We start from the raw sequence: 22,840 nt of genomic DNA, 5'->3' as shown, positions 1-22,840 counted from the left end.
CACCTTATTGCACAGTAAACTGACGACGAATTTTACGCATCAGCAGGAACAGCCACGGCCAGAGTACTCCATCAACGACGCTGTTCCAGAGCGTTTCCGGTCGGAAAGAGACATTAATAACTAAAAATTCCGCCCAGAACACCGTGAGATCCATCAACAGTGACAAAACCATGACGATTAATGCCTGCTGCCATAACGCCATATTCCGGAACAACTGAAATTTAAACGCCACCAGATAAGCAACAATGCTCAACGCCAGCGCCCGCACGCCCAGTGTAGACCCAAGGATCAGATCCATAATCAGACCCAATATAAATCCGGTACCGACATTTACCCGATGTGGCAAGGCCATCACCCAGTAAATAAGAAACAGTGTCAGCCAGGAGGGGCGAAACATGTAGATCTCGTCCGGCCACGGCATAATCTGCAACACCATAGCGATCAGAAAAGAAAGCCAGATAATCCAGTTGCCATGCCTGCGATAACGGTTCATTGACGGCCTCTCTGCGGCTCAGCGGTGGGCGCAGGGGCATTAGGTGGAAGCGGCGGCCCCATTTCATCAGGTGAAGGTAACACCTGCGGCATCATCTGCATCAGGCGCTCATTGGCAACCCGATGCACTTCCGCTGGCGGCAGCGACGTATTGGCATTATTTTCCACGCCCCACAGCAACAACAGATAGCGTAGGCGCTGTAGCCCCGCCGTCGGGCGCGCCTGAATAATCGTATAGGCTCGCTGCGTATCTGCTTTGACCGATGACACCACCCCGACCGGATACCCTTCAGGGAAACGCCCACCCAGACCCGATGTGACCAACACATCACCCACTCGGATATCGGTATTATTAGGCAGATGCTCCAGTTGCAGATCGTCGGTACAGCCATTACCGGCGGCAATCACGCGGATATCATTGCGTAGCACCTGAATCGGCAACGCATGGGAAACATCACAAATCAACAAAACCCGGCTGGTAAACTGGCCAACCGCCACAACCTGACCCACCACGCCTTTATCGCTGATGACCGGTTGCCCTTCATACACGCCGTTCGCCTGACCCTTGTCAATCACCACCTGATCGCTGTAAGGATCCGTTCCAGCGGACATCACCTGCGTGACCATCTTCTGCTCATCCTGACGCAGTGGAGAACCCAGCAGTTCGCGTAACCGCGCATTTTCCTGCTTGAGCTGACCTAGCAGCAAAAGGTCACTGTTTTTCATCAACAGTTCCTGACGCAGCGCGGTATTTTCAAGGCCTAATTGCTCACGGGTTGCCAGTGAGGCGGACATGTTGTCCAGCGCCTGACGCGGCCCATTGGCCAGAAAATAGAATGGGCTGACGGCAGTATCCATGTACGTTCTGATTTTAACGAACGAACCGAGCCGACTGTCCGCAACGATCACAACAATCGCGGTAACGACAGTAAGAAAAAGTCGTAATTGCAGGGAAGGCCCCCTGCTAAAAAGCGGCTTCATAAAGTTTGCGTATTCCTCGACAGCAACCTCAAATCGCTCCTGGCGATTTTTAACGTCACAAAGCAGCACCCCGTAGGGCTACAGGCAAATAAAAAAGGGGTAACCACGAGAGATGAAAAACGCAGGCGTTCATCCATCCGGTCCCCCCTTTTTCCAGACAGGATTACTCCTCGCTGAACAAATCGCCACCGTGCATGTCGATCATTTCCAGCGCCTTGCCACCACCACGGGCGACACAGGTCAGCGGATCTTCAGCCACCACAACCGGAATACCGGTTTCTTCCATCAGCAAACGATCTAGGTTACGCAGCAGCGCACCGCCGCCGGTTAACACCATACCGCGCTCGGAAATATCGGAGGCCAGCTCCGGTGGACACTGTTCCAACGCCGCCATGACTGCGCTGACGATACCCGTCAACGGCTCTTGCAACGCTTCCAGAATTTCGTTGGAGTTCAGCGTGAACCCACGCGGCACACCTTCAGCAAGGTTACGGCCACGCACTTCAATCTCAAGCACTTCATCGCCCGGATAAGCGGAGCCAATTTCATGCTTAATACGTTCTGCCGTCGCTTCACCAATCAGTGAGCCATAGTTACGGCGAACATAGTTGATGATCGCTTCATCAAAGCGGTCACCGCCAATACGTACCGAAGAGGAGTACACCACGCCGTTCAGCGAGATTACCGCGACTTCTGTCGTACCACCACCAATGTCCACGACCATGGAACCCGTCGCTTCAGATACCGGCATGCCCGCACCGATCGCTGCCGCCATCGGCTCTTCGATCAGGAACACTTCGCGGGCACCCGCACCGAGTGCAGATTCGCGAATGGCACGGCGTTCAACCTGCGTAGCACCGACTGGCACACACACCAGCACACGCGGGCTCGGACGCATAAAGCTGTCGTTATGCACTTGCTTGATGAAGTGCTGCAACATTTTTTCCGTGACCTGGAAATCGGCAATAACGCCATCTTTCATCGGGCGAATCGCCACAATATTCCCAGGTGTTCTGCCCAGCATCTGCTTGGCGTCATGGCCTACTGCTGCCACGCTTTTTTGGGAACCAGTACGATCCTGACGGATCGCAACCACAGAGGGTTCATTAAGTATGATGCCCTGCCCTTTAACATAAATCAGGGTATTGGCGGTACCCAGGTCGATGGACAAGTCGTTGGAAAACATGCCACGAAATTTCTTAAACATAACTAAAGGATAATCCTGCAAGCTGGGGGCGAAAAATAAATCCGCCTACTTTACCAACCACACGAAGCAGCGACAAGGCACGAAAAGGCTCTGCTTCGGTGAAAAATAAGTCTGAGTTGCGCACGTCGACATCGGGGATGTAGGCACAGAATGCCTTCTCCTCAGGCAGCAAGGCATTTTACCCCTATCCACCCGACGGAATTGCGCTAACACAGGACATAAAATCTAACATTTAATCGGATTGGCGCTAACGTAAGCACACACTAACCGATTTAACAACCGCCTCATTCTACGTCAATTTGAACAGGACGTTTATACTAAACACGATGCTGCGGTGAATATTTTTTCAGCTCATCCGTTACAGGGATTGATGCGGCAAAAAAATCACCTTGCCCGCCATAAACCCCCTTACCTAACAGCATCCGCCACTCCTCTTTGGTACGCACACCAGCGGCAAACACCCGAGTTTGCGTACCTTTACAGGCTTCGGTCAAACTTTGCACAAAAAGCTGATTTTCCGGGCGGCGTTCAAGACTGCGCACCAAACCGGGGTGAAGCTTGATGACCTCCACGGGAAGCGACTTGATATACGTCGTGCTGACCAGTGTCAAACCCGCCTGCGTTACCGCCAAGCGACAGCCTAACTCCAGGATCACATTAAGAACCGGGCGCAAGCGACCGATATATTGACAAACATCAGCCTCTGCAAGTTCAAATAAAATGCACTGCCGCTGTGTTTTCGGACATTGCAGCAATATTTCGTTCAACCAGCGCAAGAAAGGTTTTTGCAAAAGTGAGTCCACACTTACTGGGAGAGCCAGAGTTTCTCCGGGCCAGTTCGCTGACAAATCAACAATTCGAGCGACCAGTTGGCGATCATAGCTAGCCGCCAACCCCAACTGTTGAACCAGAGGCATATACTCTGCGGCGAGCAACTCCTGTTCTCCGTCGTAAATCCGGCTCATCATTTCACGATGATGCACAACGCCCTCTTTGGTGACAGCGGGCTTCTGGTACAGTCGCGGCCCGCCACGCGCCAACGTTTGTTCCAGCAAGGTCCGCCATTTCACGCTGCCACGCCCTTTATCCGGCACCTGCCTGTCAAACACGCACCAACTGTTACCTCCCTGCAATACCGCATTACGCGTCGCGTCCTCTACGCTTTCCATAACCTGCTCAGCGCTTTGTCCGCCGCGATAGGCGCAAATACCAATGTGGAGCACCTCCTCACGATCGATAAGCGCACAGGCAGGGAGAATATCGATGGCTTTCACCAACTGCGTGGCAATCGCATTGGCTTCCTTTAGCGTACTGTGGGGGAGTAATACGGTGAAATCGCTGCTGAAATAGCGCGCCAGCAGCGCAGAGGGGTAGCGCATGACAAACGTCGACAGCAGGTTGACGAGCGTAAAACGGTATTCCTGCAGAAGAGTGCTATCACCATGCGTTTCTTGCAACGTTTCAAAATCAGGCACGCGGATCATCATAACGATGCCGTGTGTCCCCACCTCTTCACCATCTTCCAACTGCGTGGCCAGTTGATTATCAAAAAACAGACGATTGTTCAGCCCGGTTTCAGCATCCTGCGCGGCAAAGGCACGGATTAAGGTATCAACCCGCCCGCGTTCCTCACGCGCTTCCACTAAATCAGACAACAGTTGGTCAAGTGCCCCACTGGTATTGACGGGCCATTCATGTACCGCCCCCTGCATCACCGATTCACGTTCACCTTTGAGAATACGCTGTGCTCGCTTTTCCAACTCTTCCTGTCCGGCCGTCTGACGGCGTAGCCAGCGAATGGAGAAGTAAAGCATCAGGAGCATCAGGCTCGCGGCCAGTAACACCGACAGCGTCGACACCACAAAGCGCGGTAAACCGATCAGCGGATCGACATACTTTAAGGCGATCGTCATGTTCAGATGATGCATCAGCGGGAATTCGACTTCATGATAGAGATGCGTGCGTTCCCAACTGGCCTCGGGCAGTTGTATTGCATAGAGGGCCGCATCGTTATCCTGGATCTCCAGCGCGACAATGCCCGCCGTTTTCATCATCCCCGGCAGCCAATACCGGATATTTTCAGGTGATTGCACTAATAACGCCTGATCGATACTGGCCGTGACCTCATGCAACTGTTGCGCCGTTCGCGACTGGCTATAATAACAGAGACTAAATATGCTACTGAAAAACATGAGGAAAATAGCGATTGCCGTCAGCAATATCACGAGTATCGAGAATCTGGTCGTAAATCCCATCCCTGCGTCCTATTCCAAATAATTGTCGTTTCTGCGAGTTTGTTGTTTTTTATCAGTTCGCATAGGCCAGCAACATAGTACCTTTATTAACAAATAGTACCTGTAATAACTATAACCTAAATAATTCGAGTTTCAGGACAAAACGTATTCATTTTGAGCAGCCAACGCACATGCTGCTTGAAGAATGACAGATATATAGTCGTTAATGACTTCCCCATTTTAATCCTGCTACAGGAGATAGCCCATGCAGGCTTTAGTTCTTGAACAGTCAGACGGACTGACCCATGCTCAGATTCGCGAGATTGACGCAAAGCAGCTTCCCGCCGGGGATGTGATAGTCGATATCAGTTGGTCCAGCATTAATTATAAAGATGCGCTTGCCATTACGGGCAAAGGCAAAATTATTCGTAATTTCCCGATGGTTCCAGGAATCGATTTTGTCGGTACGGTAGGCCACAGCGACAGCGATCGGTTTAGCGTCGGCCAGCCCGTTATCCTGACCGGTTGGGGTGTAGGTGAAAACCATTGGGGCGGTTTGGCACAGCAGGCTCGCGTGAAGAGCGATTGGCTGGTGCCGCTCCCTGCATCGCTGGATGCGCGTAACGCGATGATCCTTGGTACGGCAGGCTTTACCGCGATGCTGTGCGTAATGGCACTGGAAGACGGCGGCGTGACGCCGGAAAGCGGCGACATTATTGTAACGGGTGCCAGCGGCGGCGTCGGCAGCACGGCCGTCGCCCTGCTTGCAGAGCTGGGCTATCAGGTTACCGCCGTCAGCGGCCGTGCTGGTAACACGGATTATCTGAAAAAGCTGGGTGCCAAACAGGTGCTGGATCGCAGCGAATTCAGCGGGAGTCCTCGTCCGTTGGAGAAACAACGTTGGGCTGGTGCGGTTGATACCGTCGGCGATAACGTGCTGGCGACGCTGTTGGCGCAGATGGATTACAACTCGACGGTCGCCGCGTGCGGTCTGGCTGGCGGTATTGCACTGCCAACAACCGTGATGCCCTTTATTTTACGCAATGTTCGTCTGCAAGGTGTGGATTCCGTCATGACACCGCTGGCTCGCCGCCAGCAAGCGTGGGATCGTCTGGCTGCCATCCTGCCGGAGTCGTTCTACCAGCAGGTGACGCAGGAAATCGGGTTGGAAGACGTACCTGCCACTGCCGCCGCGCTACTGGAAAACAAAGTCACTGGCCGCACGCTGGTGAAAATCAGCTAACGCCTTTCGTTGACGTGCCGATTTGCGGAACGAAAACGATGATAATGGAATAGAGAGTAAAGCGTCTTTACGATCTATCCATTATCATCGCTCGATGCACTTTAATCAGTAAGCGACTGATAGTTATCGGTTCGAACTATGATGGTGATTCTGACTCTTGTATCATCTACGATGTCGTACTTCACTCACCGACATACTTACCTGTTTTAACTGACGCAATGTAGTTATGGTGAGAACTTGGAATACCTGACTCTGGTGAGAATTCAATGTAGGGAGAGACGGAGCTTTAATTATGAGAATAGTTGAAAAGGATTTTGTTGGTTGGAGAATGAATGGCTCAAATTTCGACTCCGATTTAAATAAGGTGAAAAGTGCAATAAGCCTTATTGAAAATGAACTAATGGTAAAGTTACCAATCGAATTTAATGATTATTTAACATTAACAAATGACGAGGCCATCGCACCTATTAGAAAAAAAGAGTATTGCCTTGCTAAATATGCTCAAGGCGTTAGACCTGTACGCACATCTGTTTTATTTCCATCAGAGCAAGTCATCGAGCATACCAAACTATCTCAAGAGTCGATATACGATGAACGATATTTGTTACCTACTGGTCTGATAGTGATCGGTTCGAACTATGATGGTGATTCTGATTCTTGTATCATCTACGATGTTAGACCTAATTCGCCAACATATTTACATATTTTTAACTGGCGGTATTATGTTGATAATGTAGTTGTGAGCGCAGGCCTGGGACTGCTTGCTCATTCTTTGAAGGCCTTTCTCAGCACACCAACAGCGGTAGATGCGTTGTAGTATAGAAAGGTATCATCGGTACAGACAGAAGCATATAACTTAGAATCAACACGTAGTGGGCATCCGGTGTGCCGCAGGGAGGGATATTAAATGACAATTGAGAAAACTGATCTTGATAAATGGGATATGGATGAACCTAATTTCATTCCAGATGTGAATAAAATAAATTCATCTATAACATTCATTCAGAATGAGTTGAAAATAGTGGTTCCTAACGAAATGCAAAAACTAATGTTTTTGACAAATGATAAACCAGTGGGGCCAGCAGAGGATATTGACAGTGTTTTGGCTAAATACAACGATAAAACAATAATTATTGATATAGAAATCATCTATAGCAGTAATTATATAGTGGAATACACAAAACTGTCTCAAGAATCTGTTTATGACAAGCGATTTTTGTTACCCAATGGATTGATTGTTATTGGTTCAACGTATGATGATGCTGGTGATGCCTGCCTGATTTATGATGTAAGACCTGATTCCATTACATATAAAAATGTATTTCACTGGCGATATTATGCTGATAATTTAATTATGGGCGAGGGATTGGGATTGATTGCTCACTCATTGAAGGAATTTCTAAGTATGCCAACATCAGAAGATGAGTTGTAATTTATACTGGTAGATGCACGTTTGCTTAAGAGATGAAATATTTTCGGATAAAAAAGGTAAGCTACCGAGTGGGAGTACCGCAACTACATCAGTTCGAAAGTCTTAAATACCAAGTAAGCAGGGCAAATACACGGGGACATTCAGGGGCATTGGATCCTGTATGTCAGCTTACAGGCTGGATTCGCATCAATGATTAATGAGTGAACATTCATATGGTGTGCCTGGCGGTTACACCCTGCAAAAAAGTATTTCATCTCTTCTACCGCAATTCATCTATAACTAAGTGAACGGTAAGCAGTAAAAACGCCACCCTACGTCAACAATAATAACTGGCGGGAGTTCACATGTATAAACATCGCAAACCCACTGAAGCCGACGTTACGCCGGAAGCCCTCTTTTATCAGCGTCGGCGCGTCTTAAAAGCGCTGGGGATTTCTGTGGCGGCACTCTCATTGCCGCTTTCCGCACAGGCCGACCTGCTGGCCTGGTTTAAAGGTAGCGATAAACCCAAAGCCCCGCTAGGTAAACCGCTCACGTTTAGCCAACCTGCGGACTGGAAACTCGATCTTCCGCTCACGCCGGAAGATAAGGTCACGGGCTATAACAATTTCTATGAATTCGGCTTGGATAAAGCCGATCCGGCAGCCAATGCAGGTGGATTAAAAACTGAAGGTTGGACCATCAAAATCGACGGGGATGTCGCTAAACCGCTCACGTTGGATATCGACGATTTGCTAAAACGCTTTCCGCTGGAAGAACGGATCTACCGTTTCCGCTGCGTCGAGGCGTGGTCGATGGTCATTCCGTGGGTCGGGTTTGAACTGGCTAAGCTGATTAAATTCGCCGAACCCACCAGCAACGCGCGCTATGTAGCATTTCAGACGCTTTATGACCCAGAGCAGATGCCGGGACAAAAAGATCGCTTCATGGGCGGCGGGCTGAACTATCCCTATGTAGAAGGGCTGCGGCTGGATGAAGCCATGAACCCCTTGGCGCTGCTGGCCGTTGGGGTGTATGGCAAGACCCTGCCGCCGCAGAACGGTGCCCCTATCCGCTTAGTCACACCGTGGAAATACGGATTCAAGAACATCAAATCCATCGTCCATATCCGGTTTACCCGTGAGCGCCCCCCTTGCACATGGAATCTGGCGGCCTCGGACGAATATGGTTTCTATGCCAACGTTAACCCACATGTGGATCACCCGCGCTGGTCGCAGGCCACAGAGCGCGTCATCGGTTCAGGTGGCCTGCTTAACGTTGAGCGCCAGCCTACACTGCTATTTAACGGCTACGCAGAACAGGTCGCCTCGCTGTATCGCGGCCTGAATCTGCGCGACAATTTTTAGCCATCACGTCCTGTCAGGATAGGAATTCACATCAGCATGAGACTGACTTTACAACATATTAACTGGCTAAAGGTGCTGCTCCATCTGGCGGGTTTTCTCCCTCTGCTATGGCTGATATTATCGGTCGATCAGGGGTGGTTTAGTGCCGATCCCGCCAAAGATATCCAGCACTTTACTGGCCGAATGGCGCTAAAGTTGTTGCTGGCGACGCTGTTGGTCACACCGCTGGCGCGCTACGGCAAACAGCCACTATTAATTCGCTGCCGACGTCTTCTCGGGCTATGGTGTTTTTTCTGGGCGACGTTACATCTGGTGAGTTATTCGCTGCTGGAACTGGGTCTGGACCATCTGGATCTGTTGGGTAAAGAGCTGATATCCCGCCCGTATTTAACGCTGGGAATCATAGGCTGGCTGATTTTGCTGGCGCTGGCGATAACCTCACCACAAGCCATGATGCGTAAGTTGGGATCTCAATGGCAAAAACTGCATAATTTCGTCTATTTAGTCGCCATCCTCGCACCTATCCACTATCTTTGGTCAGTTAAAACGCTATCCCCACAGCCCATTTTGTATGCGTTAGCGGCGCTGATATTACTGCTGTTCCGCTATAAGAAATTCCGCCAATGGTGGCGCTAAGCGCGGTGTTAACACAGGAAAAGCCGGTTGCTAACCACCACAAGATCTACGTCTTCCCACGACCTGGCGCAGGAATATCTCCGCAGATAAGACCAGTATTTAGCTGCGAATTGCCACGATATGGTTATAATGCTCGACTTTACCTTCTCGGGTCGGACAATTTTCGCCACGAAAGGTGACAAACGAATAGCTTCGCGCTATTTTGTGCGACACGGTTTTGCCAATCTTGGTCAATCGCGGGAGATAGCAGCACAATGGCAGAAAATTTTCACATTTTGCTCTTGAATGGTCCAAACCTGAATCTGCTAGGTACCCGGGAGCCAGACAAATACGGTAAGACGACGTTAGCAGACATTGTCAGCGGGCTGGAAACACAGGCGCAGGCATTGAACGTGAAGTTTTCCCATCTGCAATCCAATGCGGAACATGTCTTGATAGACACGATCCATCAGGCCAGAGGAAACACAGACTTCATTCTGATTAACCCGGCGGCATTTACCCACACCAGCGTTGCGCTGCGGGATGCTCTGCTGGCGGTCGCCATTCCGTTTATCGAAATTCATCTGTCCAACGTGCACGCACGTGAGCCTTTTCGTCATCACTCCTATCTTTCTGATGTTGCGGTAGGCGTGATATGCGGCCTGGGGGCAGATGGTTATCAGTATGCTTTACAGACGGCGGTAAAACGCCTGTCAACTTCCAATTAAACAAAAGAGTACGGAACCACATCCATGGATATTCGTAAAATCAAAAAACTGATCGAACTGGTTGAAGAGTCCGGCATCGCCGAACTGGAAATTTCTGAAGGTGAAGAATCAGTACGTATCAGTCGTGCCCCAGCCGCGGTTAACTACCCGATGATGCAACAGGCCTACGCAACGCCAATGATGCAGCCACAGCCTGCACTGGCCGCCGCCGTTGCACCAGCGCCAGTGGAAACTGCAGCCGCACCGGCTGCCATCAGTGGGCACATCGTTCGTTCTCCAATGGTTGGAACCTTCTACCGCACCCCAAGCCCGGATGCTAAATCTTTCGTGGAAGTGGGTCAGCACGTCAACGTTGGCGATACCCTGTGCATCGTCGAAGCCATGAAAATGATGAACCAGATCGAAGCCGACAAAGCGGGCGTGGTTAAAGCCATCCTGGTCGAAAACGGTCAACCGGTTGAATTTGACGAGCCACTGGTTGTCATCGAATAACGAGGCTTATCATGCTAGATAAAATCGTTATCGCTAACCGCGGAGAGATTGCGCTGCGTATTTTGCGTGCCTGTAAAGAGCTGGGCATCAAAACCGTCGCCGTTCACTCCAGTGCGGATCGCGATTTGAAACACGTATTGCTGGCGGACGAAACCGTGTGTATCGGCCCAGCACCGTCAACAAAAAGCTATCTGAATATCCCAGCGATTATTTCCGCTGCGGAAATCACCGGTTCCGTCGCAATCCACCCTGGCTACGGTTTCCTGTCCGAGAACGCGGATTTTGCTGAGCAGGTTGAACGCTCTGGCTTTATTTTCATCGGCCCACGCGCAGAAACCATTCGCCTGATGGGCGATAAAGTGTCTGCCATCACCGCAATGAAAAAAGCAGGTGTTCCAACCGTACCAGGCTCTGATGGCCCTTTGACCGACGATATGGACGCTAACCGTGTTCATGCAAAACGCATCGGCTATCCGGTCATCATCAAAGCCTCTGGCGGCGGCGGTGGTCGTGGTATGCGCGTGGTGCGCAGCGACAAAGAGTTGGAACAATCCATCAACATGACCCGTGCGGAAGCCAAAGCGGCTTTCAACAACGACATGGTCTACATGGAAAAATATCTGGAAAATCCACGTCACGTGGAAATTCAGATTCTGGCTGATGGTCAGGGCCACGCCGTCTATCTGGCCGAACGTGACTGCTCCATGCAGCGTCGCCACCAGAAAGTGGTGGAAGAAGCGCCAGCACCGGGCATTACGGATGAACTGCGTCGCAATATCGGTGAGCGCTGCGCCAAAGCCTGTATCGATATCAACTATCGTGGTGCGGGTACGTTCGAGTTCCTGTACGAAAACGGTGAGTTCTATTTCATCGAAATGAACACCCGTATTCAGGTGGAGCATCCAGTCACCGAGATGATTACCGGTGTGGATCTGATCAAAGAGCAGTTGCGTATTGCTGCCGGTCAGCCGCTGTCCATCAAGCAGAAAGACGTCAAGGTTCGCGGCCATGCGGTGGAATGCCGTATCAACGCAGAAGATCCGAACACGTTCCTGCCAAGCCCGGGTAAAATTACGCGTTTCCACGCGCCGGGCGGCTTTGGTGTCCGTTGGGAATCGCATATTTACGCTGGTTATACCGTACCGCCGTATTACGATTCCATGATCGGCAAGCTGATCACCTACGGCGAAACCCGCGAAATCGCGATTTCCCGTATGAAGAACGCGCTGGCTGAACTGATCATCGATGGCATCAAAACCAACATCGAACTTCAGATGAAGATCATGAGCGACGAAAACTTCCAGAGAGGTGGCACTAACATCCACTATCTGGAGAAGAAACTCGGCTTGCAGTAAACGCTGCACAATTGAGTCAAAAGGCCAGCACATGCTGGCCTTTTGTTATTTATGCGTAATATGACAGGTATATTAGTATTGGTAAGCAACGCCTAACCAGTAGTTACGCCCTTCCTCGACATAGCCTTCCTGATAAGCGTAAGCCGTATCGAACAGGTTATTGACCGATGCATTCACGCTGAAACCCGCTCCCAAACGATAATCCACCCGCACATTGGTCATCGCAAATCCGTGGGTTTTATCATTATTATCTGAATTATTGAATCCCCAGCTACGCGCTTCTTCCATCACCGTAATGCTGACCGGTTCAAAAGGCGTGATCGTTGCCCAGGCAAATACCTTATGTTTCGGCAAATCCACAATGTTGCCAACGTCTTTGCGTTTTACATCACTATGAATCAGCCCGTAGTTAACCCCAACCGTTAACCAGTCTTTGACATCACCGTGAATGCCCAGATCCATGCCGTAATAATCTACCCGTCCACTGTTACGGTTTTGGATCAGACTTGGAGTAATGTTATGCGCCAGAATCGCATCTGATACGCGGTTATAGTACACGCTGGCATCGTAACCCCAGCCCTCGGTAAGGCCACCGCGATAGTTCAGCTCAAGGTTTTGCGCACGTTCTGGTTTCAAATTAGGGTTAACCAATGCGGTCTGATTTTTGGCAGGTTTAGACGTGGTGTAGCGTTCTTTCAGCGTAGGGAAACGGCTGCGTTCAGACAGCGAGAATTGCAGTTCGTCGCGATTATCGAAGCGATACTTCGTCATCATCTGCCAGTTAAACGCATCCTGATTATTTTGGTCATACGTCGTTAGCGCACCATTCTTTTCATGCTTCATGCCCTGCTTGCTGTCGCGCCAGTCGTAGCTCACGCCAAATACCGCATCTAGCTTGTCAGACAGATTCCACTGGTATTCGCTTGCCATCGACCAGGTACGATCCTTGTAACGATCGTAAGGTGCATCCAATGCCCCTTTTTCACGATGAACGTCATCTTTCCAGTGTAGGGCAAACGACAACTGATCCAGTTCACGCATATCAATCCCTAGTTGCAGCCCCGCGCCGTTACTAAAGTCCGCATAGTGGCTATAGTTCCCACTCTTGCTTTTGAAATCCGCCAGCGTTTTATACATCAGCAAGGTATTTTCAAATTCATCGTGATAGAAGCGGCTTTTTAACGTCACTCTGTCACTTAACTTTGTCGTACCCTGATAGTAATAACTTTCCTTGTTGTAGTCCGGCCATTGCCAATAGCGTGCCGACTGACTGCTGTTACCCGCATAAGGCGGCGTATTCTTTTCACCTTCCTGATTGATGTAGGTAAACGTATATTCATCTGACTCTCGTGGTGTGAACCCAACCTTCAGCATGCCACGCTTATCATCGTTGGCAGAATTCATCCGCTGGCCTTCACTACCGGCGGTCGGGTTATCAACCCCATGGGGCAACCCGGTAAACCGTTGCTTCTGACGGCTACCGCTAATCTGAAAGAACCCAAGATCGCTTTTCCCGCCAAACGACGCATCCATGTTATGGGCATTGTCGCGCCCGCGTGACCAGCCCTGATTCACACGCACATTGGCTTCCAGCTCTTTTTTCGGCCGTAGCGTCGTAAGGTTAATCGAGCCGCCCATTTGATTCGGGCCTTGCAGCAGCGAGGTATACCCTTTAGACACTTCAACCGCAGCTAAATCGGAAGCCTGGAAACGGCCAAGATCCAAGTTCCCATCATAGGGAACATAAATCGGTACGCCGTCGAGAAAAACCGGCACCTGTCGGCTATCAAAGCCGCGGACTTTCACCTGCTGTTCGCTGCGCCCACCTGATTTTTGTAACATCACGCCCGGCACGATATTCAGTGCTTCAGCCACGTTGTGTCGATTTAATCGATTAATGGTTTCTTGATTGACCACATCGTTGGTTGCCGCGACCGGACTGCTCCACACCGTCATCACATCCTTATCCTTCGTATTCTCACTCCCTTCACCAGAAGCGGCATACGCACAAGAGGCAGGTAATAAACTGACGGACAACAACCAACTTAATTTTTTTATTTGCATGACATTGTTCCCTTAAAAAAACACATTGCTGTATAAATTTTTATATAACGATAGGTGTCATCGCTTCTCCCGATCCGAACGTTCGGGAAAGCGAGGTTAAAATATAGGTGTTAAAACGACGCGAACATCGGCAGATGGCGCATGGTAAGGCGCAGACGTGACCAGCAGCGACACCCCCGTTTCGGCATAACGTTGGACCGTTTTCAGGTTGATTCCCCCCGCAGCAGACACCTTACACGCAGGCGCATATCGGGCAGCATAAGCCAGTGTGGAGGCCACCTGCTCAGGCGTAAATTTATCAAGCTGTAGAATATCTGGCCCAGCGTTGAGCGCCTGTATCGCCTCATCGGGATGATCCACCTCTACGATGACGGCTTTCTCCGGCGCAGCGTGGCGCAACTGAGCAATATGAGAGGCCCAATCATCCTGATGCGGCAAAAAACGGCGATGATTCGTAAATAGCAGAATAGTTTCGGCACACCCTAAGCGATGCACAATGCCACCACCAGCCAGCACAGCCAGTACCGAGAGCGGTTTCGTGCCGGGAATAATTTTACGCGTACAGGCAATCTGCCCGGATGGAACCTCGCGAGTATAAATGGCCTTCATTTGATACAGATATTCGCTGACGCCACAGCACCACTCCAGAACGTTCTGCGTGACCTTCCAGCCTTGATGTAACGCGGCAACCTTTCCTGTGGCAGAAAGTATCGCCTCATCGGGTTGCACGCGCTCACCTTCCTGAACGCTATACGTCACTCGTAATCCCAACCGCTGCAACAAACGTTCCGCCACCGGCAGCCCGCTGACGCATCCCCCCTGACGATGGAAAAAGGTGATTTCCCCTTCCCCTTGGCCAATTCCCAGCGCTCGGGTGGTGATATCACCGTACTGAATATCTTCCAGCAGGAGTTGGTCAAGGTACGCATCCGGGATATACATCATCGCGTGAACTTCGCGTGTGGCACCACATCCCAGTAGACAAACGCCCAATCCCGCGTCGGCGAAACGAGTGGAATATCATCATTCTGATGCATATCGTAATAGGCTCTCAGGCGCTGCTTTTCTTCCTCATTCAGCTTGCCTAATGACCAGGCCACGCCTTCCGCAAAACGTTCAAATGTTTCGGCATGTCTTTGGCAATTCTGCCCGCGAATAAAGCTCACGTTGGCGTGGATCCCCATGCGATAAAGGATATTCACGGCATAGATATAGTTCGGTAACGATGTCGACGTCCGCCCGATAGCCGCCGAAATACGTGGATCGACAAACGTAGGAGAAACCGTGTGAGTGGTATACACCCGCAGGCGAGCTTTCTGATTCAGCTTGTAGAGCGCGGCCGCCAAATCCATAACCAGCGTCGATCGCGACGCCACCACAATGTCGCAGTCAGGCAAGTCCGCCCAATCATCTTCCCAAGCGCGGTGAGCAAACGTTGCATTCGCGATCCCCATCGCATCGGCTCGACGACGTGCCACGTCCAGCATGCCCTCGCTGTAATCCATGCCGTAGACCTGTTCAAGCTGCGACGCGAGATTCAAACACACCGAACCCGGTCCACATCCCACATCCAGCAGCGTTTTGGCTCCCGAAAAATCCATGTTGCCAATAAACTGCTCCAGATACGGATCGCGTGGCCCCGCGCATTCTATTGCCATGTTTTCTGCACGCTTATCCCAATGTTCCGAGGTTTTAGCCGTTCTGGCGGCGCGTGCCATATGTGCCTGGTAAAGTGCTGAAAAATCAATCTCATCGATAATCATATTTTCTTCCCGATCGTTCTTTTTGTTAGCTGCCTACTCGCCTGCACAAGCAGGGAATCAGGTGCGGAAATGCGCGTGAATATCCGCTTCTTTTACGTCGTACAGCGCCGCGAGCCTCGCGGGTGTCAGCAGCACGTCCGGGCTTCCCTGTTCCGTACCCGCACCAGGGTGCAGCAAGACCACGTTATCCGCCACGGCCCGCGCGTGCTGGGGATGGTGCGTAGACATCAGCACCGCGATACCGCTTTCTTTGAGCCACTTGATGTGTGCCAGTAATCGAATTTGGTTGCCAAAATCCAGACTGGCTGCGGGTTCATCCATCACCATCAGCATCGGTTGTTGTACCAATGCGCGAGCAATGAGCACGCGCTGCCGCTCTCCCCCGCTCAACGTCGCGTATGAGCGCTGGCTCAGTGGCAGAATCCCAAGCTGAGATAACACCGCTTCAGCACACGCGATTTCACGTTTTCCCGGTGTGGAAAAAAGCGACAAACGGGGGTGACATCCCATCAGCACCATATCCAACACGCGGAAAGCAAACGGAGAGTCATGCGCCTGAGGCACATAAGCGGCAACCTGCGCGAGCGCCTTGGCAGACCAAGCGGTAATGGGTTTTTCGGCTATCTGTATCTGGCCGGAAAAGGCAGGGATTAAGCCCAGCAGGGTGCGCATCAGCGTCGTTTTACCGCTGCCATTCGCGCCGAGCAAACAGGTGATCTGCCCGGATGGCAGTGAAAACGAGATGTCGTGGTTCACAACAGTCCGGCCATATCCGACGCTAACAGCCTGAAGCGTGGCGATACGGGTGTCCGTCATGCCTTTTCCCCTCTCAACAGCAGTAGCAGAAAGAAGGGCGCACCGATGGATGACGTCAGAATACCTAGCGGCAGTTCAATTGCAGCCAGCGTGCGTGCTAGCGTATCGGTGAGTAACAACAGCAGCGCCCCGACGGCAATAGAAACGGGCAATAGCCGATTGAAGTTGTCGCCAACAATCAGGCGACAAATGTGCGGCACCACCAGCCCGATCCATCCAATGATCCCCGCGATCGACACGGCACTGGCGGTAATTAACGTCGCCGCCAAAATGAATAGCAGCCGGGTATAACGAATATTCACTCCCAGCGTGCGGGCTTCTTCATCCGGCAGGCTCAACAGATTCATACGCCAGCGCAACAGAATGAGTGGCATCAGGCCAAGCACAATCAGTATCGCGGCAACCTTTAAGTCTTGAACGGTAGTGGCGGAGAGTCCGCCCAATAGCCAGAAGGTAATCGATGGTAATTGAGTATAGGGATCGGCCAGGATCTTGATCAGCGCGATCGCCGCGCCGCCTAATGCACCGATCGCCATGCCGACCAACACCAATGCTAATACGGGATCGTGCCGCTTCGCCATACGAGCAATCAGGCAAACCAGCGTCACCGCCCCCAACCCGCCAGCAAACGCCAGAAGCTGAATAAACAGCATAGGTAAGCCGAGGAAAATCCCGAATGTCGCCCCCACGCCGGCCCCCGCAGAGACGCCAAGAATATCCGGCGAGACCAACGGGTTACGGAACATGCCCTGATAGGCCGCACCAGCGGCGGCTAACCCAGCACCGATAAGCATCGCCGCCAGCATACGCGGCACGCGGATGTTCCAAAACACGGTCGCTTTGCGGGGTTCGATCGATGCCGTTCCCTGCGGTGCAGCGATAATCTGTAGGATTTCATGCACTGAGAGGGAATAGTGACCGACCACTAACGCAAGCAACGCACTACTGATAAGCAGGATCCCCAGTAACAGGATGAAGGTATGAATTTTCATGCCACTCTCAACAGTTGCTCAAGCTGCGCATCATTCAGATCGGTATGGTAAAACAGGTGGAAAAATGCTCGGGTATCACTTTTGAGTTGCTGAGCGGTAGCAGGGTCAAAATGGCTTTGTAAACGACATAACCCCAGCAGCCGGTTTAGGCCAGGCGGCGCATCCAGCCAGCCAAACGGCAGACCAGACATCAGGATAACGCGCTGCCGCGCCACCGCGTCTACGCCTTGCCACTGCTCCGAACGCGTAATGTGCTGATAGCTCTGCACATCCTGCGTAATGATAACCTCCGGGTTCCACGTCAGAATGTGCTCCATCGACACCTGAGTCAGCGTGTTTAATTCCCCAGCCGTCGCGGCATTCTCAAAACCCAGCAGTTCTACCGCTTCGGTATGAAGCGAGCCACGCAATCCCGTTTCCAACCCCAGCGCGCCACGAGCGAAATAAAAGCGCGGTTTCTCAGCCTGAGCGTTAACACGATAAGCGTTCGCACGCTGCAAAATAGACTCGGCAAACTGCGCCTGCTGCTCCGCACGCGTCGTGACATTCAATAGTTGCCCCACCTGCCTGAGTTGCGCAGGCGTATCCTGAAGGCCGCCATCCACCAGCACGTAAGGCACGCCAGTCTGCTGCGAGGTTCTCTGCGCCAATGAGCGATAGGTTTCATCAGCACTTCCGCAATCAATGATGATATCGGGGTTCAGCGCCAGTAGTTTTTCCAGCGATAACGTACTCGCTCGGCCCGATAAGCGTCCTAAACGCGGCAATCGGCGGACGGTTTCAGAAAATAGCGCCCCCGACTCACCCGACAGATCAAATGATGAAAAACCCAGCAGCTTTTCCGGTGCCAGCGCCAGTAGCAGCATATCCGCAGGGGGCCCCGCGCTGATCACACGCCGAATATCAGAAGGTGCAGGAATCTGGCCAAACCGCCCAGCAATCCGGTCAAATGCATACGCAAAAGAAGCGGGTAAAAGAGGTAAAGCAGAAAGTGCCGCCAGATACGACAAAAATGCCCGTCTGTTCATTCCCATGGTGATCCCAGAGTTAAATAATAACGCTATATATTTTTTTATATATCGTTATTATCCACACACAAATTTCGGGGTCAATCACTCGGATCACATTTCCGGTGATACCCGATGTTGATAATCAGAACAATAAATGCGATGCGTTTTATCAATTCATAAAGGGAATGGGAAAGAAGGGGGAAATAATCTGCGGAAAAGAATAAGCCGATAAACCCGTATCCGTCGGTAGTTTATCGGCTAAGCGTGATATGATTTTCGCAAGAAAGCGGCAATTATTTCCGGGTAGCCAGAATAATGCTGGAAGCCTTCACCAATGCAATCAATTCATTGCCTACCTCAATCTGCATATCTTCCGTGCTTTCATTGGTGATGGTTGATGTCAGCGTCAATCCACCGACAGTAACCAGTTGCACCGTCGAGTTTACGGCACCTTTAGTGACGGAACTCACCTTGCCGTGAAACTGGTTGCGGGCAGAAAAATTCAAACCACATTCGGCCGATGCCAAAATCACCCAAGGTGCTTTCACCAGCGCGATGGCAGGCTTGCCGACAGCCAACGCCATAGAATTACAGCTAGTTCGCGTAATGACTGTCGTTAACTTATCCCCGCTCTCCAGGGTCAATTCGACCTCATTGTTTACCGCGCCCTCAATAATAGAAGACACAACACCCGAAAGCTGATTTCTTGCTGAAACTGACATAACGACTCCTTTTGGTTCATCTTTAACATAGGCAGTAGACGCGACATCACACAGATAGCGGAAAGCCACGATGTGATGAATTGTCGGATTTTTATATCCACCGATACATAAGCAACATGATGCGCGACACCGTCAATAGGGTTGACACCACTATTATTTCGCTTGCGCATCATCAATATTCGGCGTTGTCGTATCAGAGGGTGAAATAATAGCGGCATAGTATGCTTTTCCCCGAGAAAATTATGCGATGCGACTTCCATCATTCGCCAATTACCTCAACATTAACAAATCACATACCCAATTAGAGTTATTTCATGGCGAGATATTTCCTATATTCGCCCATATCGATCGATGATGTTGTCGAAATAAGGAAGTGGCATGCCTAATATTTGTCACTTAAGTCCGTTGTTAGGGGAAACACAGGAGGAGGTTCCCGTTGGGCTGGTGAATCCTATGTGGCCGCCCCGTGTATCTCGATGCTTAAACGACGATGTGCCACGTCACACGGCTTTTTGACACACCCTGACAAAGCGTTTTTTTCACCAACTACTGAGTACCCTGCTGCTGGCTTTTGCACTTATGACGTAATTCTTACTAGTCAATTGGCACACATGCCGTAAAATTCCCGCTTTCGTCGTCACGACGCTAATAACAATACCTATGCTCCCATTTACGGTGGAGAAAAACATGGATACACGCTTTCCTCAGGCGCATAAAGAGGCCCGCTGGGCTTTTGGCCTGACGCTGGTTTATTTAGTGGCCTGGGCGCTTGCCGCCTATTTGCCTGACAACACACAAGGGATAACGGGTCTTCCACACTGGTTTGAGATGGCCTGCCTGCTGCTACCGCTCGTGTTTACGCTGCTGTGCTGGCTGATGGTGCGCGTTATTTTCCGCGATATCTCACTGGAGAGTGACGATGCAAATTGAAATTTTATTGCCGCTGATTGGCTATTTACTGCTGGTCTTCGGGCTGTCGGTCTACGCGTATCGCCGCCGTCAAGCGGGTAATTTTTTGAACGAGTATTTCCTTGGTGGCCGCTCAATGGGCGGGTTTGTGCTAGCGATGACGTTGATCGGCACCTACGTTAGCGCCAGTTCTTTTATCGGTGGGCCGGGCGCTGCCTATAAATATGGACTGGGCTGGGTGCTGCTTTCGATGATCCAGCTTCCCACAATGCTGCTGTCGCTCGGCATTCTGGGGAAAAAGTTCGCTATTCTGGCTCGGCGCTACAACGCCATCACGTTGAATGACATGTTGTATGCCCGCTATAACAGCCCGCTGCTGGTGTGGTTCGCCAGCATCAGCCTGCTGGTCGCGTTTATCGGTGCCATGGCCGTGCAGTTCATCGGCGGCGCGCGTCTGCTCGAAACCGCCGCGAACATTCCTTACGACATCGGCCTGCTGATTTTCGGCGTTACCATCGCGCTGTACACCACATTTGGCGGCTTCCGCGCCAGCGTGCTCAATGATGCTATGCAGGGCATCGTGATGTTGATTGGTACCGTCATCCTGCTGATCGGCGTGATTTATGCCGCTGGTGGTTTGCACAGCGCGGTGGATAAGTTGCAACAGATCGACCCGATGCTGGTATCGCCACAGGGCAGCGGCGGCATTCTGTCGATGCCGTTTATGGCCTCATTCTGGGTGCTGGTCTGCTTCGGCGTCATCGGGCTGCCGAACACCGCCGTTCGCTGTATCTCTTATCGTGACAGCAAAGCGTTACACCGTGGAATTATTATCGGTACGATCGTCATCGGTATTCTGATGCTCGGCATGCATCTGGCTGGTGCGCTAGGGCGCGCCGTTATGCCAAATCTGACGATCCCCGATCAGGTTCTACCCGCGTTGATGGTCACCGTGCTGCCGCCACTGGCTGCAGGGATCTTTCTCGCCGCGCCAATGGCCGCTATCATGTCCAACATTAATGCGCATTTGCTTCAGGCCTCTGCCACGATCGTCAAGGATCTCTATCTCAGCGTCCGCCCAGAGCAGATCCATAACGAACGTCGCATCAAGATCCTGTCCAGCATGACAACCTTGCTATTGGGCCTGTTGGTGCTGCTAGCCTCCTTACGGCCGCCGGAGATGATCATCTGGCTGAATCTGCTGGCGTTTGGCGGGCTGGAAGCGGTGTTCCTATGGCCGCTGGTGCTGGGCCTGTATTGGGAACGCGCGAACGCTGCGGGTGCACTTAGCGCCATGTTCACCGGGGCGATTTGCTATACCTTACTAGCCAGCTTCAATCTTCAGTTGGCTGGATACCACCCTATTGTGCCATCGCTGTTGCTCAGCCTGATGGCGTTTATTATTGGCAATCGCTTTGGTCATAATCCACCAGCGCCGGTTGCCGCTTCATCTTCACTTTAAATGTAATAGAGACTGCTATGCCGTGGATTCAACTGAAAATAAACACCTCAGGAAAGGTTGCTGAACAACTGGGTGACACCATGATAGAAAGCGGTGCGATATCCGTTACGTTTCAGGATACGCACGATACTCCCGTGTTTGAACCGCTGCCGGGCGAGACCCGCCTATGGGGCGATACCGACGCGATTGCGCTGTACGATGCTGAAACCGACATGGACGCGGTTATCGCCATATTGGAGCAAGATCCGCTGCTGGGCGTGGGATTTAAGCACAAGATCGAACAGTTGGAAGACAAAGACTGGGAACGCGAGTGGATGGATAACTTCCACCCGATGCAGTTCGGAAAACGTCTATGGATTTGCCCAAGTTGGCGTGAAATTCCTGACCCGAACGCCGTCAACGTCATGCTCGATCCCGGCCTGGCGTTCGGTACTGGCACCCACCCAACGACGTCACTGTGCCTGCAATGGCTCGATGGGCTGGATCTGGAAGGGAAAACCATCATCGATTTCGGCTGCGGCTCCGGCATTCTGGCGATTGCCGCCCTGAAACTGGGTGCAGCACGCGCCATCGGGATTGATATCGATCCACAGGCGATTCAGGCCAGCCGCGACAACGCACAACGCAACGGCGTTTCTGAGCGTCTTGAGCTTTATCTGCCGAAAGACCAACCTGCTGACCTGTCTGCCGATGTCGTCGTCGCCAACATCCTCGCTGGCCCACTGCGCGAACTGGCACCGCTGATTAGCGATCTGCCAAAAGCTGGCGGTCACCTCGGCCTGTCCGGCGTACTGTCCACACAGGCCGATGGCGTCGCAGAAGCCTACGCAGACAAGTTCACGCTCGATCCCGTCGCTGAACGCGAAGAATGGTGTCGTATTACCGGCCAACGCCGCGCATCGTAATAACGTTATCCCGCTAGTCCCGCCCACCGTGTACGCAACGGCGGGCGGAGCTCCTTCTTGTTATACCTCATG

22 protein-coding genes are annotated in these 22,840 nt (G+C 51.6%); 11 read left to right on the top strand and 11 right to left on the bottom strand.

The window, feature by feature from the left end; translation table 11 throughout:
* Positions 1-4 precede the first annotated feature (4 nt).
* The 4 genes from mreD to csrD form a co-directional block, all read right to left on the bottom strand.
* Positions 5-493 carry a rod shape-determining protein MreD gene (gene mreD / locus A7983_RS09460; RefSeq protein ID WP_005975407.1) on the bottom strand — a complete coding sequence of 163 codons (489 nt, stop codon included), beginning with the start codon at positions 491-493 and terminating at the stop codon, positions 5-7.
* Positions 490-1,473 (bottom strand): rod shape-determining protein MreC, encoded by a 984-nt coding sequence (gene mreC, locus A7983_RS09455; protein WP_005975404.1) that lies wholly within the window; start codon positions 1,471-1,473, stop codon positions 490-492. The genes mreD and mreC overlap by 4 nt, the downstream gene beginning before the upstream one ends.
* Positions 1,474-1,636: 163 nt before the next feature.
* Positions 1,637-2,680, bottom strand: coding sequence for a rod shape-determining protein MreB (gene mreB / locus A7983_RS09450; protein ID WP_005975401.1), 1,044 nt, complete (start codon positions 2,678-2,680; stop codon positions 1,637-1,639).
* A 317-nt stretch (positions 2,681-2,997) separates the two neighbouring features.
* Complete coding sequence (gene csrD / locus A7983_RS09445) at positions 2,998-4,935, bottom strand: RNase E specificity factor CsrD (RefSeq protein WP_005975399.1); 1,938 nt, start codon at positions 4,933-4,935, stop codon at positions 2,998-3,000.
* A gap of 244 nt (positions 4,936-5,179) precedes the next feature.
* Here csrD and acuI point away from each other — a divergent pair, with 244 nt between their 5' ends.
* The 8 genes from acuI to accC all read left to right on the top strand — a co-directional run bounded on the left by acuI (position 5,180) and on the right by accC (position 12,125).
* A complete protein-coding gene (acuI, locus tag A7983_RS09440; protein ID WP_005975396.1) occupies positions 5,180-6,157 on the top strand; it encodes an acrylyl-CoA reductase (NADPH) in 978 nt (325 codons plus the stop codon).
* A gap of 292 nt (positions 6,158-6,449) precedes the next feature.
* A complete protein-coding gene (locus tag A7983_RS09435; protein WP_005975393.1) occupies positions 6,450-6,974 on the top strand; it encodes an SMI1/KNR4 family protein in 525 nt (174 codons plus the stop codon).
* A 90-nt stretch (positions 6,975-7,064) separates the two neighbouring features.
* Entirely contained in the window at positions 7,065-7,589 is a 525-nt protein-coding gene (locus A7983_RS09430; protein WP_005975391.1) for an SMI1/KNR4 family protein, read from the top strand.
* Positions 7,590-7,933: 344 nt separating this feature from the next.
* Positions 7,934-8,935 (top strand): protein-methionine-sulfoxide reductase catalytic subunit MsrP, encoded by a 1,002-nt coding sequence (gene msrP, locus A7983_RS09425; RefSeq protein ID WP_005975388.1) that lies wholly within the window; start codon positions 7,934-7,936, stop codon positions 8,933-8,935.
* Between the two features lie 36 nt (positions 8,936-8,971).
* Positions 8,972-9,571, top strand: a complete 600-nt coding sequence (msrQ, locus tag A7983_RS09420) for a protein-methionine-sulfoxide reductase heme-binding subunit MsrQ (RefSeq protein ID WP_005975385.1) — start codon at positions 8,972-8,974, stop codon at positions 9,569-9,571.
* Positions 9,572-9,825: 254 nt separating this feature from the next.
* A complete protein-coding gene (gene aroQ / locus A7983_RS09415) occupies positions 9,826-10,278 on the top strand; it encodes a type II 3-dehydroquinate dehydratase (RefSeq protein WP_005975383.1) in 453 nt (150 codons plus the stop codon).
* A gap of 24 nt (positions 10,279-10,302) precedes the next feature.
* Complete coding sequence (accB, locus tag A7983_RS09410) at positions 10,303-10,770, top strand: acetyl-CoA carboxylase biotin carboxyl carrier protein (RefSeq protein WP_005975380.1); 468 nt, start codon at positions 10,303-10,305, stop codon at positions 10,768-10,770.
* Between the two features lie 11 nt (positions 10,771-10,781).
* Positions 10,782-12,125 (top strand): acetyl-CoA carboxylase biotin carboxylase subunit, encoded by a 1,344-nt coding sequence (gene accC, locus A7983_RS09405; protein WP_005975377.1) that lies wholly within the window; start codon positions 10,782-10,784, stop codon positions 12,123-12,125.
* A gap of 72 nt (positions 12,126-12,197) precedes the next feature.
* Here accC and A7983_RS09400 read toward each other — a convergent pair whose 3' ends face one another.
* From A7983_RS09400 to A7983_RS09370, 7 genes are all read right to left on the bottom strand, one after another.
* Complete coding sequence (locus A7983_RS09400; RefSeq protein ID WP_005975375.1) at positions 12,198-14,189, bottom strand: TonB-dependent receptor plug domain-containing protein; 1,992 nt, start codon at positions 14,187-14,189, stop codon at positions 12,198-12,200.
* A gap of 96 nt (positions 14,190-14,285) precedes the next feature.
* Positions 14,286-15,134, bottom strand: coding sequence for a ModD protein (gene modD / locus A7983_RS09395; protein ID WP_005975373.1), 849 nt, complete (start codon positions 15,132-15,134; stop codon positions 14,286-14,288).
* Entirely contained in the window at positions 15,131-15,952 is an 822-nt protein-coding gene (locus A7983_RS09390) for a class I SAM-dependent methyltransferase (protein ID WP_005975370.1), read from the bottom strand. Before A7983_RS09390 ends, modD begins: the two co-directional genes overlap by 4 nt.
* A gap of 57 nt (positions 15,953-16,009) precedes the next feature.
* On the bottom strand, positions 16,010-16,768 hold the full coding sequence (locus A7983_RS09385; RefSeq protein ID WP_005975367.1) for an ABC transporter ATP-binding protein: 759 nt from the start codon (positions 16,766-16,768) through the stop codon (positions 16,010-16,012).
* Positions 16,765-17,760 (bottom strand): FecCD family ABC transporter permease, encoded by a 996-nt coding sequence (locus tag A7983_RS09380; RefSeq protein ID WP_005975365.1) that lies wholly within the window; start codon positions 17,758-17,760, stop codon positions 16,765-16,767. Before A7983_RS09380 ends, A7983_RS09385 begins: the two co-directional genes overlap by 4 nt.
* A complete protein-coding gene (locus A7983_RS09375; protein ID WP_005975363.1) occupies positions 17,757-18,794 on the bottom strand; it encodes an iron ABC transporter substrate-binding protein in 1,038 nt (345 codons plus the stop codon). The genes A7983_RS09380 and A7983_RS09375 overlap by 4 nt, the downstream gene beginning before the upstream one ends.
* Positions 18,795-19,063: 269 nt before the next feature.
* Positions 19,064-19,492 (bottom strand): TOBE domain-containing protein, encoded by a 429-nt coding sequence (locus A7983_RS09370; RefSeq protein ID WP_005975360.1) that lies wholly within the window; start codon positions 19,490-19,492, stop codon positions 19,064-19,066.
* A 687-nt stretch (positions 19,493-20,179) separates the two neighbouring features.
* Between A7983_RS09370 and A7983_RS09365 the strand changes: the two genes are divergently transcribed.
* From A7983_RS09365 to prmA, 3 genes are read left to right on the top strand one after another with little or no spacing between them, the layout of a single operon-like run.
* Positions 20,180-20,422 (top strand): YhdT family protein, encoded by a 243-nt coding sequence (locus A7983_RS09365; RefSeq protein WP_005975355.1) that lies wholly within the window; start codon positions 20,180-20,182, stop codon positions 20,420-20,422.
* Entirely contained in the window at positions 20,412-21,863 is a 1,452-nt protein-coding gene (gene panF / locus A7983_RS09360) for a sodium/pantothenate symporter (RefSeq protein ID WP_005975352.1), read from the top strand. The genes A7983_RS09365 and panF overlap by 11 nt, the downstream gene beginning before the upstream one ends.
* 17 nt (positions 21,864-21,880) lie before the next feature.
* Positions 21,881-22,768: a 50S ribosomal protein L11 methyltransferase gene (gene prmA, locus A7983_RS09355; protein WP_005975349.1), complete on the top strand. Its 888-nt coding sequence runs from the start codon at positions 21,881-21,883 to the stop codon at positions 22,766-22,768.
* Positions 22,769-22,840 lie beyond the last annotated feature (72 nt).

The sequence above is a fragment of the Pectobacterium wasabiae CFBP 3304 genome (assembly GCF_001742185.1).
GTDB lineage: Bacteria > Pseudomonadota > Gammaproteobacteria > Enterobacterales > Enterobacteriaceae > Pectobacterium > Pectobacterium wasabiae.
This window is presented reverse-complemented; position numbering and strand designations above follow the sequence as displayed.

What these genes read in the sequence shown, in the direction of transcription:
- mreD (WP_005975407.1), bottom strand. Translation starts at nt 493, where the DNA reads ATGAACCGTTATCGCAGGCATGGCAACTGGATTATCTGGCTTTCTTTT.
- mreC (WP_005975404.1), bottom strand. Translation starts at nt 1,473, where the DNA reads ATGAAGCCGCTTTTTAGCAGGGGGCCTTCCCTGCAATTACGACTTTTT.
- mreB (WP_005975401.1), bottom strand. Translation starts at nt 2,680, where the DNA reads ATGTTTAAGAAATTTCGTGGCATGTTTTCCAACGACTTGTCCATCGAC.
- csrD (WP_005975399.1), bottom strand. Translation starts at nt 4,935, where the DNA reads ATGGGATTTACGACCAGATTCTCGATACTCGTGATATTGCTGACGGCA.
- acuI (WP_005975396.1), top strand. Translation starts at nt 5,180, where the DNA reads ATGCAGGCTTTAGTTCTTGAACAGTCAGACGGACTGACCCATGCTCAG.
- A7983_RS09435 (WP_005975393.1), top strand. Translation starts at nt 6,450, where the DNA reads ATGAGAATAGTTGAAAAGGATTTTGTTGGTTGGAGAATGAATGGCTCA.
- A7983_RS09430 (WP_005975391.1), top strand. Translation starts at nt 7,065, where the DNA reads ATGACAATTGAGAAAACTGATCTTGATAAATGGGATATGGATGAACCT.
- msrP (WP_005975388.1), top strand. Translation starts at nt 7,934, where the DNA reads ATGTATAAACATCGCAAACCCACTGAAGCCGACGTTACGCCGGAAGCC.
- msrQ (WP_005975385.1), top strand. Translation starts at nt 8,972, where the DNA reads ATGAGACTGACTTTACAACATATTAACTGGCTAAAGGTGCTGCTCCAT.
- aroQ (WP_005975383.1), top strand. Translation starts at nt 9,826, where the DNA reads ATGGCAGAAAATTTTCACATTTTGCTCTTGAATGGTCCAAACCTGAAT.
- accB (WP_005975380.1), top strand. Translation starts at nt 10,303, where the DNA reads ATGGATATTCGTAAAATCAAAAAACTGATCGAACTGGTTGAAGAGTCC.
- accC (WP_005975377.1), top strand. Translation starts at nt 10,782, where the DNA reads ATGCTAGATAAAATCGTTATCGCTAACCGCGGAGAGATTGCGCTGCGT.
- A7983_RS09400 (WP_005975375.1), bottom strand. Translation starts at nt 14,189, where the DNA reads ATGCAAATAAAAAAATTAAGTTGGTTGTTGTCCGTCAGTTTATTACCT.
- modD (WP_005975373.1), bottom strand. Translation starts at nt 15,134, where the DNA reads ATGATGTATATCCCGGATGCGTACCTTGACCAACTCCTGCTGGAAGAT.
- A7983_RS09390 (WP_005975370.1), bottom strand. Translation starts at nt 15,952, where the DNA reads ATGATTATCGATGAGATTGATTTTTCAGCACTTTACCAGGCACATATG.
- A7983_RS09385 (WP_005975367.1), bottom strand. Translation starts at nt 16,768, where the DNA reads ATGACGGACACCCGTATCGCCACGCTTCAGGCTGTTAGCGTCGGATAT.
- A7983_RS09380 (WP_005975365.1), bottom strand. Translation starts at nt 17,760, where the DNA reads ATGAAAATTCATACCTTCATCCTGTTACTGGGGATCCTGCTTATCAGT.
- A7983_RS09375 (WP_005975363.1), bottom strand. Translation starts at nt 18,794, where the DNA reads ATGGGAATGAACAGACGGGCATTTTTGTCGTATCTGGCGGCACTTTCT.
- A7983_RS09370 (WP_005975360.1), bottom strand. Translation starts at nt 19,492, where the DNA reads ATGTCAGTTTCAGCAAGAAATCAGCTTTCGGGTGTTGTGTCTTCTATT.
- A7983_RS09365 (WP_005975355.1), top strand. Translation starts at nt 20,180, where the DNA reads ATGGATACACGCTTTCCTCAGGCGCATAAAGAGGCCCGCTGGGCTTTT.
- panF (WP_005975352.1), top strand. Translation starts at nt 20,412, where the DNA reads ATGCAAATTGAAATTTTATTGCCGCTGATTGGCTATTTACTGCTGGTC.
- prmA (WP_005975349.1), top strand. Translation starts at nt 21,881, where the DNA reads ATGCCGTGGATTCAACTGAAAATAAACACCTCAGGAAAGGTTGCTGAA.